Origin of the sequence: Moraxella sp. ZY200743 (assembly GCF_050885545.1) — a bacterium.
In the GTDB taxonomy this organism is placed as follows: domain Bacteria; phylum Pseudomonadota; class Gammaproteobacteria; order Pseudomonadales; family Moraxellaceae; genus Moraxella; species Moraxella haemolytica.
This window is the reverse complement of sequence record NZ_CP091313.1, coordinates 1,651,917-1,665,325: the sequence shown is the minus strand read 5'-3', so window position 1 is coordinate 1,665,325 and position 13,409 is coordinate 1,651,917. Positions and strand designations below refer to the sequence as shown.

12 protein-coding genes are annotated in these 13,409 nt (G+C 43.3%); 9 read left to right on the top strand and 3 right to left on the bottom strand.

Annotation, left to right across the window (positions count from 1 at the left end; all coding sequences use genetic code 11):
• Window positions 1-62: 62 nt before the first annotated feature.
• A complete protein-coding gene (locus L3D27_RS08195) occupies window positions 63-1,439 on the top strand; it encodes a 3-deoxy-D-manno-octulosonic acid transferase (RefSeq protein ID WP_432480880.1) in 1,377 nt (458 codons plus the stop codon).
• A 9-nt stretch (window positions 1,440-1,448) separates the two neighbouring features.
• The gene (locus L3D27_RS08190) at window positions 1,449-2,168 is read left to right on the top strand and encodes a 16S rRNA (uracil(1498)-N(3))-methyltransferase (protein ID WP_284673203.1); all 720 of its coding nucleotides are present in this window, start codon (window positions 1,449-1,451) and stop codon (window positions 2,166-2,168) included.
• A gap of 14 nt (window positions 2,169-2,182) precedes the next feature.
• Here the strand turns inward: L3D27_RS08190 and L3D27_RS08185 are convergent, their stop codons facing one another.
• Window positions 2,183-2,989, bottom strand: coding sequence for a methyltransferase domain-containing protein (locus L3D27_RS08185; RefSeq protein ID WP_432480879.1), 807 nt, complete (start codon window positions 2,987-2,989; stop codon window positions 2,183-2,185).
• A 227-nt stretch (window positions 2,990-3,216) separates the two neighbouring features.
• On the opposite strand from L3D27_RS08185, the gene L3D27_RS08180 reads away from it, so the two are divergent.
• The 6 genes from L3D27_RS08180 to L3D27_RS08155 all read left to right on the top strand — a co-directional run bounded on the left by L3D27_RS08180 (window position 3,217) and on the right by L3D27_RS08155 (window position 8,872).
• Window positions 3,217-4,074: a hypothetical protein gene (locus L3D27_RS08180; protein WP_432480878.1), complete on the top strand. Its 858-nt coding sequence runs from the start codon at window positions 3,217-3,219 to the stop codon at window positions 4,072-4,074.
• A 292-nt stretch (window positions 4,075-4,366) separates the two neighbouring features.
• The gene (locus L3D27_RS08175; RefSeq protein ID WP_432480877.1) at window positions 4,367-5,398 is read left to right on the top strand and encodes an ABC transporter substrate-binding protein; all 1,032 of its coding nucleotides are present in this window, start codon (window positions 4,367-4,369) and stop codon (window positions 5,396-5,398) included.
• A 334-nt stretch (window positions 5,399-5,732) separates the two neighbouring features.
• Window positions 5,733-6,743, top strand: a complete 1,011-nt coding sequence (locus L3D27_RS08170; RefSeq protein WP_432480876.1) for an ABC transporter substrate-binding protein — start codon at window positions 5,733-5,735, stop codon at window positions 6,741-6,743.
• A 118-nt stretch (window positions 6,744-6,861) separates the two neighbouring features.
• Window positions 6,862-7,773 (top strand): ABC transporter permease, encoded by a 912-nt coding sequence (locus tag L3D27_RS08165; RefSeq protein ID WP_284673198.1) that lies wholly within the window; start codon window positions 6,862-6,864, stop codon window positions 7,771-7,773.
• 15 nt (window positions 7,774-7,788) lie between these two features.
• The gene (locus L3D27_RS08160) at window positions 7,789-8,583 is read left to right on the top strand and encodes an ABC transporter ATP-binding protein (protein WP_432480875.1); all 795 of its coding nucleotides are present in this window, start codon (window positions 7,789-7,791) and stop codon (window positions 8,581-8,583) included.
• A 10-nt stretch (window positions 8,584-8,593) separates the two neighbouring features.
• Complete coding sequence (locus L3D27_RS08155; protein WP_284673196.1) at window positions 8,594-8,872, top strand: hypothetical protein; 279 nt, start codon at window positions 8,594-8,596, stop codon at window positions 8,870-8,872.
• A gap of 179 nt (window positions 8,873-9,051) precedes the next feature.
• Here the strand turns inward: L3D27_RS08155 and L3D27_RS08150 are convergent, their stop codons facing one another.
• Window positions 9,052-9,606: a carboxymuconolactone decarboxylase family protein gene (locus L3D27_RS08150; protein ID WP_284673195.1), complete on the bottom strand. Its 555-nt coding sequence runs from the start codon at window positions 9,604-9,606 to the stop codon at window positions 9,052-9,054.
• 224 nt (window positions 9,607-9,830) lie between these two features.
• Between L3D27_RS08150 and clpB the strand changes: the two genes are divergently transcribed.
• On the top strand, window positions 9,831-12,404 hold the full coding sequence (clpB, locus tag L3D27_RS08145; protein ID WP_432480874.1) for an ATP-dependent chaperone ClpB: 2,574 nt from the start codon (window positions 9,831-9,833) through the stop codon (window positions 12,402-12,404).
• A 46-nt stretch (window positions 12,405-12,450) separates the two neighbouring features.
• On the opposite strand, the gene L3D27_RS08140 is transcribed toward clpB, so the two are convergent.
• Window positions 12,451-13,230 carry a glutaminyl-peptide cyclotransferase gene (locus L3D27_RS08140; RefSeq protein ID WP_432480873.1) on the bottom strand — a complete coding sequence of 260 codons (780 nt, stop codon included), beginning with the start codon at window positions 13,228-13,230 and terminating at the stop codon, window positions 12,451-12,453.
• Window positions 13,231-13,409 lie beyond the last annotated feature (179 nt).

Genomic DNA, 13,409 nt, shown 5'->3' with positions numbered 1-13,409 from the left:
TTTTTTGATTCTTTTACAATATGATATCGCTGAATAAGTTTAATATCTTAGATGATGCCGTCATGAAACCACCCATTTATTACCCCATTGCCATTCGCCTTGCCATGCCGATATATCGCTACATGGTGCATAAAAAATCACAACACCTACCCACCTATATGCGAGAGGTTAAAGAACGGTTTGGGCAAACCTATTTACCTGCACCCACTGCTGTGCATATCCCTGTGGATAACCTTGAAAAAAAAGTAAATAAGAGTGGTTGTCATGGCAGGGTTATTTGGTGTCATGCGGTAAGCTTGGGCGAGCTAAATACTGCTTATCCCATGTTAAAAATTCTTTTAAATCAAGGATTTAATCTATGGATCACCAGTACCACACAGACAGGATTTAACCGTGCTTCTGTGCTTTTTGAACCGCTATTGGGAACGAGAGTTAATCACAGCTTTGTCCCTGTGGATAACTTAAAAACTATACAGGTATTCATTGAGCATATTCAACCTGTTATGGCACTGTTTATTGAGACAGAATTATGGGCAAATACACTATATGAGCTACGCCAGAGGCAGATTCCTGCGGTGATGGTGAATGCTCGCTTAACTGAAAAATCCTATCAATCTTATGCTAAATTTCCCAAACTAAGTACTAGCATGATGCAAAACTTGACCGCCATCATTGCTCAAGACGAAGCATCGGCAGATCGATTTGTCAGGCTTGGTGCGGATAAGGTCAAGGTGTCAGTGATGGATTCACTAAAGTGGTCAAGCGTTCATCAGTTAAGTGCGGACAACCAAAGACTGATACAGCAAGTACAGATGTGGCAAGGTGTTAGTCATCGACCTATTTGGTTGGTCGGCAGTACACATGATGCAGAGGAGCTGCTTGCGATACAAGCTCACAAAAAACTGATAGAACACGACCCAGCCACCTTGCTGATTTTGGTGCCACGCCATCCTGAACGGTTTGATGAGGTAGCTTCCTTGTGCCAATCATCAACATTCATCACGCATAGACGCTCAAAAGGAGAACGAATTGATCCAGATACCCAAGTTTATCTGGCAGATAGCATGGGAGAGCTGTTGGCGTGGTATGCGGTGTGTGATGTGGCGGTGGTTGGTGGTTCGTTTGTTGATGTCGGTGGGCATAATCCGATTGAGCCTGCGGCACTTGCCAAACCTGTCGTAATGGGCAAATTCATCAAAAACTGTGAAGAGCTTGTTGATGGTTTATCAAAAGTGTCAGCCCTGACCATAACAGATAGTGCGTCTCAGTGTTTGGCTGATGCGGTGGCATCGTGGCTATTTGATGAAGATGCAGCTCATCAGGCAGGCATGGCAGGTAGGCAGTTAGTAGTTGCCAAAGAAAACGCTGCTACCAAACAGGCCGAACAGCTCTTGATACATCTATCAATCACAGACAGCACAACCAATCAAAGCGATTAATCAAAACTTATGAATATCATTTTATTAAAACAGCATAATATTGATGTATCAGGACGACTTGTCATCAATGAGACAAGGCAGGTCAATCACATCAAATCTGTACTCAAAGCAGAGATAGGGGATTGTTTAAGGCTTGGTGTGCTAGGTGGTCGGCTTGGGGTGGGTCGCATTGTGCTGATAGATGACAATCAAGTATTGCTAGATGAAGTGGTGCTGAATAAAACGCCACCTAAGAAGCTACCTGTTACCGTCATGCTTGCTTTGCCACGACCAAAGGTATTACGCCGTTTAGTGATGGACATGACGGCAATCGGTGTGCCACACATTATTTTAATTAATAGCTATCGTACAGATAAAAGCTACTGGGGTTCGCCAATGCTTGCACGCATCGATGATTTTATCGTAGATGGATTGGAGCAGGGCGTTGATACCGTGCCACCTAAAATTACTTTTGCCAAACGCTTTAAACCCTTTGTGCAAGATGAATTGCCATCTTTGATGGATGAAGGGCGGGCGGTGGTATTCCACCCTTATGATTCAGAAGGGTTTGGTGAGTTCTGTGCGAATCAGGGTATGCCGACGCTGATAACGATTGGGGCGGAGGGTGGTTTTATTCCTTATGAGATTGACCTGTTGCGTTCTGTTGGGGTATCGGCGGTGGGACTAGGCGATCGAATCTTGCGTACCGAGAGTGCGGTTAATGCGGTGCTTGGTCGCTATCTTTTATGATTGCCACTAAAAACCTATGTTCTGCTTGCTAAGATGTGCAAATACCGACCCATCAAGCGAAATGGCAGCTCTCTAGAATACCGCATCTCCATCGCAATGACATCATCGGGGTTGGTCAGACCGCCACGCTTAAGCGGTGCATAATCAGAAAAAACCCGAATTCCTGAGCGAATCAGTACTTGATAATGGCGAGATGATAACCAGTATTCTACCTTGTCATTGCCAACAGGACTGTTTGGGGTTAGGCTTTTGTTATCGGCAGGTTTTGGCTTATCAAGCTGATAAAAATTACCCATTACCAAATTACGATAAACCAAGCTAGCAGGGTTATAAAAGCATAATGAAAGCAGACCGCCTGTTGCCAAAAATTCATCAAAAAAATCCATGATAAGTTGTGGTTCTGCTAGCCACTCAAGCACCGCATGGCACAAGATTAAATCAAATTTTTCGCCTTTGATATGCTCGCCAAGCTCTTGATAAGGATAAACCAAAAACCGTATATTGTCTAGGCTTTCTTGGTGTGCGACTTCCTTGGCTTTATTAATCATATTACCAGAGATGTCGCTGATGGTGCAGTGATGCTGTTTGGCAAGCATAAGACTAATCTGTGCTAGCCCTGCACCTACATCAAGCACCTTTAAAGGTCGTCCCAGTTTTGTGGTGAGTATTTGGGTAGCTTCGGTAATATCTTGCTTTAAAACAGCCAAGCGAATGGCACCTTTTAGACCGCCATAGACTTTTTTGGCAAAGTGGTCGGCGATGGGGTCAAAGTTGCGGTCGCTTATGATGGGTGTGTTTGACGATGTGGCGTGCCGAGTCATGTTATGTGGTATTTTGTAAAAAAAGAATAGGGAAGCTTGTCTTTTGTTGACCAACTTTCGTGATTTTGTTTATTTAAAAAGTTAAATAAGCTGTGATATAATGAATAAAATATCTTATATTAAAAATTTATCCATCAGATTTCACAGCTGGTCTTTGCGTATTTTATCATAAAACCATTGCCAATTCGCCTGTGGTTATTTTTATCATAAAAAATTGGATACTAAAGATGACAAAAAACAATGCATTTAAGTTGGCAGTGACTGTTGCGATGGGCGTATCAATCGTAGCATTAAGTGCTTGCGATAAAAAGCAAGAACAGCCTATAGAAGCTGAGATTGAAGTGGTTGAGCCTGTCGTTCAAGAGATTGAAGCGGTTTGTGATGAGCCAAGTTTGCGTAATCGTTTGGTGGATGCAATCCAAATGGGGCTTTTAGATAGTGCGATGCTATCAATCCAAAACTACAACAATGCAACTCGCTTAGGACTTGAACAGCAAGTACGCCAAAAACTAAGTGAGATTGACATTGACCTAAAAAATGTTGCTGCTTCTGGAGCAATGTGTCATGCTGATGTGCATTTTACCTTATCGGCACAAGACATTGCTTATGCCAACAAGACCTTTAGATTAACCAATCAATTCAGCTTTGATGAACAGGCTGTCGAAGTGGGGGCGATGCTTGTGGGTGATAATCGTGTGGTGGTTAAGGGATTTGCTTATACCATTGACAACAACAAAGCAATCATCGGTACAGATAATGCCATCATCAATTTACTGGCAGATACGCTGACCGCTTCAGCATACAGCATGGCAGGCGAATCACGCACCAATGCTCAAAACGCCCCAACAGTACGCTTAGAGCCAGTACAACCAATCGCTACGCCACGCATTAATCAATCTTATGATGAAGAAGTGCCACAGGTACAAATTCGCCAAGAGACTGCCGAAGCAAAAGCAGGGCAATCAAAAGCTCAATCACCTAAACCAAAAACACAGCCACAACCTGCCGAAAATGCTCCTACGCCTAAACCTGTGGTAGATGAGAATGTAGAGTTAACCATCGTTGAGAGTGATGATACTTACTGATGACTGGTGGTTATCTTGGCGTCTGCACCAAAAATCCCAAATTATGATTTGGGATTTTTTTTGGGTGGGTGAGAGAGCGATTAAGCAAAAGAGCAAAAAAGACTTGGGCAAATTTAATCAGATGAGCTGAAAGTGAGAGAAGTTGCCTAAGTCCTAAGTTACAAAACGCAGTCAATGTGATACAATGGCGTATCATCTAAATAATCAATATTGGTTAATTCAGTAATGTTGGCACAACGAACCAAACATTGTGCCAAACCCATCTTGTGATGAATTTCTTTTGGAGAAAAAGATGCAATCTATTCATGTCTTAAAATTATCCGCTGTGACATTGACGGCGGCCGCCTTGGTTGCCTGCAATCAAGCTAAAGTTCAGGAGTCAAAAGCGACAGAGTCGGCAGAGACTGCAACCAAAGCACCCAAAACCATTGCCATCAGTGCCATTGTTGAGCATCCATCACTAGATGATATTCGTCATGGTGTCATTGCAGGGCTTGGGGATTTGGGCTACAAAGATGGTCAAAATTTAACGGTTAATTTCCAGTCAGCACAAGGAAACATGGCGACTGCAGGGCAAATCGCCAAGCAGTTTGCTGCAGATGGTCCTGATGCGATTGTTGCTATCTCAACCCCAACCGCCCAAAGTCTAGCTGCTGCCACACAGGCGATTCCGCTGATCTACACAGCGGTGTCTGACCCTGTCGCCGCCAAACTCATTGACCATAACAACATTGCCATACAAGCAAACATTACAGGTCTATCAAGCCAACTGCCACTTGAGCCACAGATTGAACTGTTTACCAAAGTCAAACCAGATGCTAAGCGTATCGGCTTTGTGTATAGTCCAGGTGAAGCCAATTCGGTATCGCTAAAAGAACGCCTACAGGCAATTTTGCCAAAATATGGCATGACTCTGGTGGATATTCCGGCCAATCGTTCAGCAGATGTGGCAAGTGCGACCCGTGCCCTAGATGGCCGTGCAGATTTGATCTACACTTCATTGGATAATAATGTTGCCGCTGCGATGGAAGCGATGGTGAATGTAGCCAATGAGCTTGATTTGCCCATCATTGCATCAGATGAATTTTCGGTGCGTCGTGGTGCAACCGCTGCTTTAGGGGTGAATGATTTTGATTTTGGTGTGGTAACAGCACAGATGGTTGCTCAAGTACTAGACGGTAAACAGCCTAGTGAAATCAAACCACAGGTCATGAATGCACTGACCTTGTATATTAGCCCAAAACACGCTAATGAGCAGGGTGTGGCTTTAAGTGATGAAGTTAAAAAAGGTGCTATTGATGTTGATGTCACACCGAAACAATAAAGCCTAATTGGTATCATCAATAAACACAACCCTAATCATTACTATGATTGGGGGGTTGTGGGTTTTGGGTTGGTATCAAGCGTATTTTCTTAATCTTAATTTGGTGGTGATAAGCTGGTAAGTTAATTGCAAAGATGCACTTGAGATGCAAGGTGGTATAACAACTTTTGGTTAATGTAGTCTAAAATTAAAAGTGATGATTATTCATGGGTGATGGTTTTTTTATGATGTTTTTGTTATCAATGATTGAAATCTGATGACAATTTGTTTATGATGAATTATTTTTTATTGATAATCTCCCCTAATGTATGGGATGACAACTTTGGAGATGAGTATGTTACATTCAAATCGCATCAATGGACTTGCTAAATTGATGGGCGTTACGCTGCTAGGAGCAACATTGTTTGGCTGCGGTGGTAATCAGACAGAAGTGTCCGCTGACACCCAGACAAGCACAAAAACCGTTGCCATTACTGCCATTGTGGAGCATCCGGCACTTGATGAAGTGCGTCAAGGTGCAATTGAGGAGCTTGGCAATGCAGGCTATAAAGAGGGCGAGAATTTAACGGTAAACTTCCAATCTGCACAAGGCAGTACTGCTACTGCAGGACAAATTGCTAAGCAGTTCGCTGCGGATAATCCTGATGCCATCATCGCCATCGCCACCCCATCAGCTCAGTCTATCGTCGCTACAACCAATACCATTCCTGTGGTATTTTCAGCGGTTACTGACCCTGTTGAGGCAAAACTGGTGGGTACTCTTGAGGGTTCTGGTACGAATGTAACAGGTGCATCTGATGTGTTGCCACTTGAGCCACAGCTTAAGTTGATTAAAGAGATTGTGCCAAATGCCAAGAATATTGGGTTTGTATATAGCCCAGGTGAGGTAAATTCTGCTGTTACGCTAAAAAAACTCAAAGAGATTGCCATGCCTATGGGTCTAAATATCATTGAAGCACCTGCCCAAAAAGCAAGCGATATTGCCATGGCTGCCCAAAGCCTAGTCGGTCGTGTGGAGGTTATTTATACCCCGACAGATAACAATGTATTAAGCTCTTATGAAGCACTTGCTAAAGTTGCTAAAGAGGCTAAGTTGCCATTGATTGGTTCAAATACTGATACAGTAGCACGAGGTGCAATCGCAGCACTTGGCGTGAACTATCATGAACTGGGTATCCAAACAGGCAAAATCACAGCACGCATTCTAAAAGGTGAGAAAGCGGGCGAGATAGCCATCTATCGTGCTAGCGAGCTTGATTTGCATGTTAGTCCAAAGCACGCAGTAGAGCAGGGTGTAACATTGCCACAGAGTATCTTAGATAAAGCCAAAAAGATTATTGAGTAGCAGTACTTAGCATCGCCTTCGCTGTTGGGCTAAGAGATACTTTGTGTTGGGTTGTTGTATGTGCTAGCCCATAAAAGCCGTGAGCTAGCACCAATTTAAATAAACAAGAGCAAAAATTATGTCGTTACTTGCCTTTTTTGGGGCGTTAGAACATGGGTTTATCTATGCGTTGATGGCACTGGGTGTGCTGATTTCTTTTCGCATTTTGGATTTTCCAGATTTGACGGCAGATGGTAGTTTTCCGCTCGGTGGGGCGGTTGCAGCGGTTGCCATTCTTGCAGGTTTTAATCCTTGGGTAGCTTGTATTTTTGGTATGGTTGCCGGCATGGTAGCAGGCGTGGTTACGGCATTTTTAAATGTTCGTTTGGGCATTTTACACCTACTGGCAGGCATCTTGGTTATGACTGCGTTGTGGTCAATCAATCTGCGTATCATGGGTGCGTCTAACTTAGCGATATTGGGGGAGACGACTGTATTTAGTGCTGTTAGCAGTGGAGAAAATAGCCCTTGGATGCGAGTGCTTGTTGCTTTGGCTGTGGTGGTGGTTGCTAAGTTATTTTTGGATTGGTTTTTTGGTACCCAAACAGGGCTTGCCATGCGTGCCACAGGTTCAAACTTAAAAATGGCACAGGCACAGGGCATCAACACCTCACTGATGATTGTGCTTGGCATGGCAATCAGCAATGGCTTGATTGCTTTGTCAGGGGCTTTATTTATCCAGACACAAGGTGCGGCGGATATCTCTATTGGCATTGGCACAATCATTATTGGTTTGGCCGCGGTGATTATTGGCGAGACGGTACTGACAGCCAAAAAAATGTTTTGGATTACGCTGTCGGTGGTGATTGGTGCGGTGTTCTATAAGCTATTCATTCAAATCGCCTTATCAAACCAAACCTTGCGTAGCATTGGCTTTGGTGCTCAAGATTTAAACTTGGTAACGGCACTATTGGTGGTGTCTGTGCTTATGTTGCCAAAATTTCGCAGTAAATTGATGGCAAAATTGAATAAAAAATCAGTGAATGGCTAACGGAGTGATGGGCTTATGATGATTGCAAAAGACCTGCGTTTGACATTCAACAAAGGTACACCGATTGAAAATCCTGCCTTACAAGGCGTCAGCCTGCATATTACAGCCGGTGAGTTTGTTACCTTAATTGGTACTAATGGTGCAGGTAAATCTACTTTTTTAAATACCATCAGTGGGGCGTTACAGCCTGACTCTGGTTCGGTGGTGATTCATGATAAAGATGTTACTAGATTGCCTACGCACAAACGCAGTCATTTAGTGGCACGAGTATTTCAAGATCCGATGGAGGGTACTTGTGAAGCCTTGACCATTGAAGAGAATATGGCATTGGCATTTAAGCGTGGTGGTATTAGGAGTTTGGCATCGGCATTAAACAACAAAAATCGTGAGATTTTCCGTGAAAAACTTTCTATCTTAAAACTTGGACTGGAGAACCGCTTGACCGACCGCATGGGGCTGTTATCAGGCGGTCAGCGTCAGGCAGTAAGCCTGCTTATGGCAAGCCTGCAACCATCTAAAATTCTCTTGCTTGATGAGCATACGGCTGCATTAGATCCCAAAACGGCTGCTTTTGTGCTTGAACTGACGGATAAAATTGTCCAAGAAAATGGTTTGACCACCATGATGGTAACGCACTCAATGCAGCAGGCACTCACTCACGGAACACGCACAGTGATGCTACACCAAGGTCGTGTGGTGCTTGATGTGTCAGGCGATGAACGGCACGGCATGACGGTACAGGATTTATTGAATATGTTTGAGCGTACTCGTGGTGAAAAGGTTGCTGATGATGCGTTGCTATTAGGCTAAGGAGATGGTCATGAACAAAAGATTGGCGAATATATTATCCTTATCCTTATTCTTTGTGGGTGTGATGGCGGTGGCGATTAGCATTACACAAAACAATGGCTATGCCTATCACGCATTTGCTCTGTGTGCGGTGCTTTCGGTGCTTGCGGATTTTATCAGTATCAAAACTGGCAATAAGATGGCAACCGCCACAAGGGGGCAAAAACGCTTTGTGTTGATTTTTCAGGCAGTGGTATGGGTGATTGGTTTGATACTGGTTTATTCTTTTAAATTATTTCACCCAAGCTAAATATCTAAAAAGTTAAGCATGGTCTGTTTAGGGATGATTGTGTTGGCATTTGATGAATGAAATGATATTTCAAGGTTGGTGTTGCTTGAAGGATTGCGATTTTAATTTGATATGCTTTGCCATGGTAAACAAAATAACCTATTGTTTTAACAGGTTATTTTGTTTTAAAACTGATATGATTAACGATTTGGTGCAAAAGCGGATAATTCTGGGTTGGTGTCGGTTTTGGCAACGGTGTTTGCATAATTGCATAGTGTAGCCAGTGCCACACCCATGATGACATCTAGGACATTTTGGTCGTTATAACCTGCTGATTTAAAAGTCTTTAGTTCTTCATCAGACACTTGACCACGCTTGTCAATAAGTTGCATGGTGAATTGGGCTAAGGCTTGATATTTTGCATTTTCATCAATACTGGTGCGAGTACGCAGTGCTGTTACGACTGCAGGTGACATTTTTAGGCGTGCTTCGGCGATTTTTGTGTGTCCTGCTACGCAAAAGTCACAGTTATTATGCACAGCGGCGGTAATCTGCACTACCTCAATTTCCTCTGGTGTGAGCGAGTTTTTGCTATTCATCTTGCTCACTTCTTGATACATTTCCAGTGCTTGTGGTGAATTGGCAAGCACGCCGATAAGATTTGGAATAAAGCCATTGGTTTTTTGTACAGCTTCCATGCGTTCTTTAGCATTTTCTGGGGCGGTGTCTAGGGTGTGTAGAGTGAGACGAGTCATGTTTATTCTCCAATATAAAAAAGACAGACTTTCTTTATATATGGGAATGACCCAAAAAATTACAAGGGGTGTTAAAAAATTTATAAATTATATTAAAAATCAATTAGTTATAAAATTATTTATTCATTATCAGTCATTGTTTATTGAAAAAATCAAAATGCCTAGCATATATTTGACAACAAAGCAAGTCAATTTGACTGCACATCAAACCATTAGGAAACTCAATGAACTTTGATAAATATACCCATAAACTTAAACAGACCCTGCAATCCGCTCAGTCGCTTGCGGTGAGTCGCAGTCATACTGCCATCTTTGCCATGCATGCTTTATCAGTGCTGACTCAAGATGATGCTTATCGTGCCATGCTGACTCAGGCAGGGGCGAATTTGACAGTATTACAAAGCGAGCTTGATAACAAGATTGATGCTTTAGCAACACTATCAAATCCTACAGGTCAGGCAAGTATCGCCCCTGACTTGGCGCAGGTTTTGAATTTGACCGAAAAGTTTGCCAATGAGGCAGGCGATGAATTTGTGCCATGTGAGTGGCTGTTGTTTGCTCTTGCTCAAACTGCTGATACCAAGACCATCTTGGATAGGTCAGGTCTCAACACCCAAAAATTACAAACCATCATCAATCACATCAGAGGGGGAGATGCCGTGAAGACTGCCAATGCTGAAGAAACTAGAAACGCCCTAGAAAAATACACCATCAATCTAACCGAAAGAGCAAAAGAGGGCAAGCTTGACCCTGTCATCGGACGAGATGATGAGATTCGCCGTACGGTGCAAGTCTTATCCAGACGCACCAAGAATAACCCTGTGTTGATAGGTGAGGCTGGGGTGGGTAAAACTGCGATTGTTGAGGGACTTGCTCAGCGTATCATCAATGGCGAGGTGCCAGAGAGTCTAAAAAACAAAGAGGTGTTATCGCTTGACATGGGGTCGCTCATTGCTGGGGCGAAATATCATGGCGAGTTTGAGGAGCGTCTCAAGGCGGTATTAAACGAGCTTGCCAAACAAGATGGCAATATCATCTTGTTTATTGATGAGCTACATACCATGGTTGGGGCAGGTAAAACCAGCGGAGCGATGGACGCTGGCAATATGCTAAAGCCTGCCTTAGCTCGTGGCGAGCTTCGCTGTGTGGGAGCGACCACTCTTGATGAATATCGCCAATATATCGAAAAAGATCCAGCACTTGAGCGTCGTTTTCAAAAGGTGTTGGTTGATGAGCCAAGTGTGGAGGATACGGTTGCTATTTTGCGTGGTTTAAAAGAGCGTTATGAGCTACATCATGGGGTTAAAATCCTAGACAGTGCCATCATCGCCGCCGCTAAGATGTCGCACCGCTACATCACCGATCGTCAATTGCCCGACAAGGCGATTGATTTGATTGATGAGGCGGCTTCTCGTATCAAAATGGAGCTTGATAGTAAGCCTGAAAGTTTGGACAAACTTGATAGACGCATCATTCAGCTAAAAATGCAGTTGGAAACTGTCAAAAAAGAAGATGATGCAAGCAGTCAAGCACAGGTGAAGCAATTACAAGCCCAAATTGATGAACTAAGTAAAGAATATAACGACTTAGAAGAGATTTGGAAAGCAGAAAAAGCCCTAGTGGAAGGCACAAAACACGCTCAAATTGAGCTTGATAAAGCACGCATCGCCTTAGAAAAAGCTCAGCGAGAAGGCGATTTTGCTGAAGCAGGTCGCCTACAGTATGGCGTGATTCCAGAGCTACAAAAACGCCTGACTGATGAACAGCATGATGAAGCAGATGCACCCAAACTGCTTAGAAATAAGGTTACGGATAATGAAATCGCCGAAGTGGTCTCATCAGCCACAGGAATTCCTGTTGCCAAGATGATGCAGGGCGAGCGTGAGAAGCTTTTATCCATGGAGATGGCACTTCATGAGCGGGTGATTGGTCAGGATGAAGCGGTCAAATCGGTCGCCAATGCTGTACGCCGTAGCCGTGCAGGGCTATCCGACCCCAATCGCCCAAGCGGTTCATTCTTATTTTTAGGACCGACAGGCGTGGGCAAAACTGAGCTGACTAAATCATTGGCTAATTTTTTGTTTGATGATGAAACTGCCATGGTGCGTATTGACATGAGCGAGTTTATGGAGAAGCACAGCGTCAGTCGTTTGGTGGGTGCTCCCCCAGGCTATGTTGGCTATGAAGAAGGTGGGGTACTGACTGAAGCTGTTCGCCGTAAGCCTTATAGTGTGGTGCTTTTTGATGAAGTAGAAAAAGCTCACCCAGATGTGTTTAATATCTTATTGCAGATCTTAGATGATGGGCGTTTGACCGACTCTCAAGGGCGTGTGGTGGACTTTAAAAACACTGTAATTATCATGACATCAAACCTTGGTAGCCAAAAAATCTTTGATATGGCAGGCGATGAATACGAAGCAATCAAATCTGCGGTCATGGATTCGGTGAATGCTCATTTCCGCCCTGAGTTTATCAATCGCATTGATGAGATTGTGGTCTTTCATCCACTGGGTCAATCGCACATGGCAGGCATTGCCACTATTCAGCTTGACCGCCTAAGAGCCAGACTCAAAGAGCGTGAGCTAGGACTTATGATCTCAGAAGAAGCGATGAATGAGCTGGTGTCGGTGGGCTATGACCCTGTGTTTGGGGCAAGACCGTTAAAAAGAGCTATTTTGCAAGAAATTGAGAATCCTCTTGCTCAAAAACTGCTAGGAGGAGAGTTTGTTTCTGGCGATACCATTGTAGTAGGCGTGAATAACAAACAGCTTGTTTTTGAAAAATTACGCCTTAACTGATGTTACCTTAAAAAACAGACCGCTTTTGGTCTGTTTTTTATCATGACTAAGGTAACTCTACCTCAAAGATTAAAGGGTAAAACTTACCTGTAACATAAAAACGATTGCCGTTGATATGGGCAATACCATTGAGAACATCTATTTTTTGGCGTTGTTCTTGGGTGAAATTGGCATTTTGTAATATGTCGGTCAAATCATAAAATTGGACGACATTTCCGTTTTTTGGGTTGATTTTTATGATGAGGTTGGTCTGCCAGATATTGGCGTAAATAAAGCCATTGGCAAATTCTAACTCATTGATAAACTTTAGGCTTCGCCCTTGATACCGTACAGGCAAGGTGCTGATAAGCTCAAAAGTTTTGGCGTGGCGAATTTGTAGGCTGTCTGTACCATCTGACATATAAAGACGATCGGTTATATCATCATAAGCTAGGCCCCAACCTTCGCCTGCATAGTGTGCATTACGCACAATCTTAAAGGTCTGTAAATTGCGTAAAAAGGCAACATTTTCTCGCCATGTTAATTGCCAAATCCCATAAGGCGTGATGGTTGCCCCTTCACCAAAAAATTCATGCCGTAGGGTGTCTTTTATTGTGTGATGCTGTGTATCTAGGTCAAAGATACCAATGGTTGATTTGCCATATAGACCTGTTGCCATGAGTAATTTTTTGCCATCTAGAACTTCAAGACCTTGCACAAAAGCCTTGTCATCACTTGGATGGGTGGCGATGAGTGAGGCGGTGTTTGCACTTGCGTTTTGATGAAGTGGTGCGAGTAAAGCAATCAGGGCGATTTTATAAAATATTGCAAAAAATCGGTGTGTCATAAAAGTCAAATGATAAAACAATATATTTACCCAAAATACCCTATAATCAGCCTAGCGTCAAGAGATTTTGGCACAAGAGACATGAAGTCTGTGTTAGGGCGTACCAGTTTAAGCGTTAATCTAAAAACATCGTTGTGATATCGTCGTCTCTTGTACGCATCTTATCAAGTACGCTTATC

Excerpts from the sequence above, each read along its gene's own strand:
- L3D27_RS08195 (WP_432480880.1), top strand. The coding sequence starts at position 63 with ATGAAACCACCCATTTATTACCCCATTGCCATTCGCCTTGCCATGCCG.
- L3D27_RS08190 (WP_284673203.1), top strand. The coding sequence starts at position 1,449 with ATGAATATCATTTTATTAAAACAGCATAATATTGATGTATCAGGACGA.
- L3D27_RS08185 (WP_432480879.1), bottom strand. The coding sequence starts at position 2,989 with ATGACTCGGCACGCCACATCGTCAAACACACCCATCATAAGCGACCGC.
- L3D27_RS08180 (WP_432480878.1), top strand. The coding sequence starts at position 3,217 with ATGACAAAAAACAATGCATTTAAGTTGGCAGTGACTGTTGCGATGGGC.
- L3D27_RS08175 (WP_432480877.1), top strand. The coding sequence starts at position 4,367 with ATGCAATCTATTCATGTCTTAAAATTATCCGCTGTGACATTGACGGCG.
- L3D27_RS08170 (WP_432480876.1), top strand. The coding sequence starts at position 5,733 with ATGTTACATTCAAATCGCATCAATGGACTTGCTAAATTGATGGGCGTT.
- L3D27_RS08165 (WP_284673198.1), top strand. The coding sequence starts at position 6,862 with ATGTCGTTACTTGCCTTTTTTGGGGCGTTAGAACATGGGTTTATCTAT.
- L3D27_RS08160 (WP_432480875.1), top strand. The coding sequence starts at position 7,789 with ATGATGATTGCAAAAGACCTGCGTTTGACATTCAACAAAGGTACACCG.
- L3D27_RS08155 (WP_284673196.1), top strand. The coding sequence starts at position 8,594 with ATGAACAAAAGATTGGCGAATATATTATCCTTATCCTTATTCTTTGTG.
- L3D27_RS08150 (WP_284673195.1), bottom strand. The coding sequence starts at position 9,606 with ATGACTCGTCTCACTCTACACACCCTAGACACCGCCCCAGAAAATGCT.
- clpB (WP_432480874.1), top strand. The coding sequence starts at position 9,831 with ATGAACTTTGATAAATATACCCATAAACTTAAACAGACCCTGCAATCC.
- L3D27_RS08140 (WP_432480873.1), bottom strand. The coding sequence starts at position 13,230 with ATGACACACCGATTTTTTGCAATATTTTATAAAATCGCCCTGATTGCT.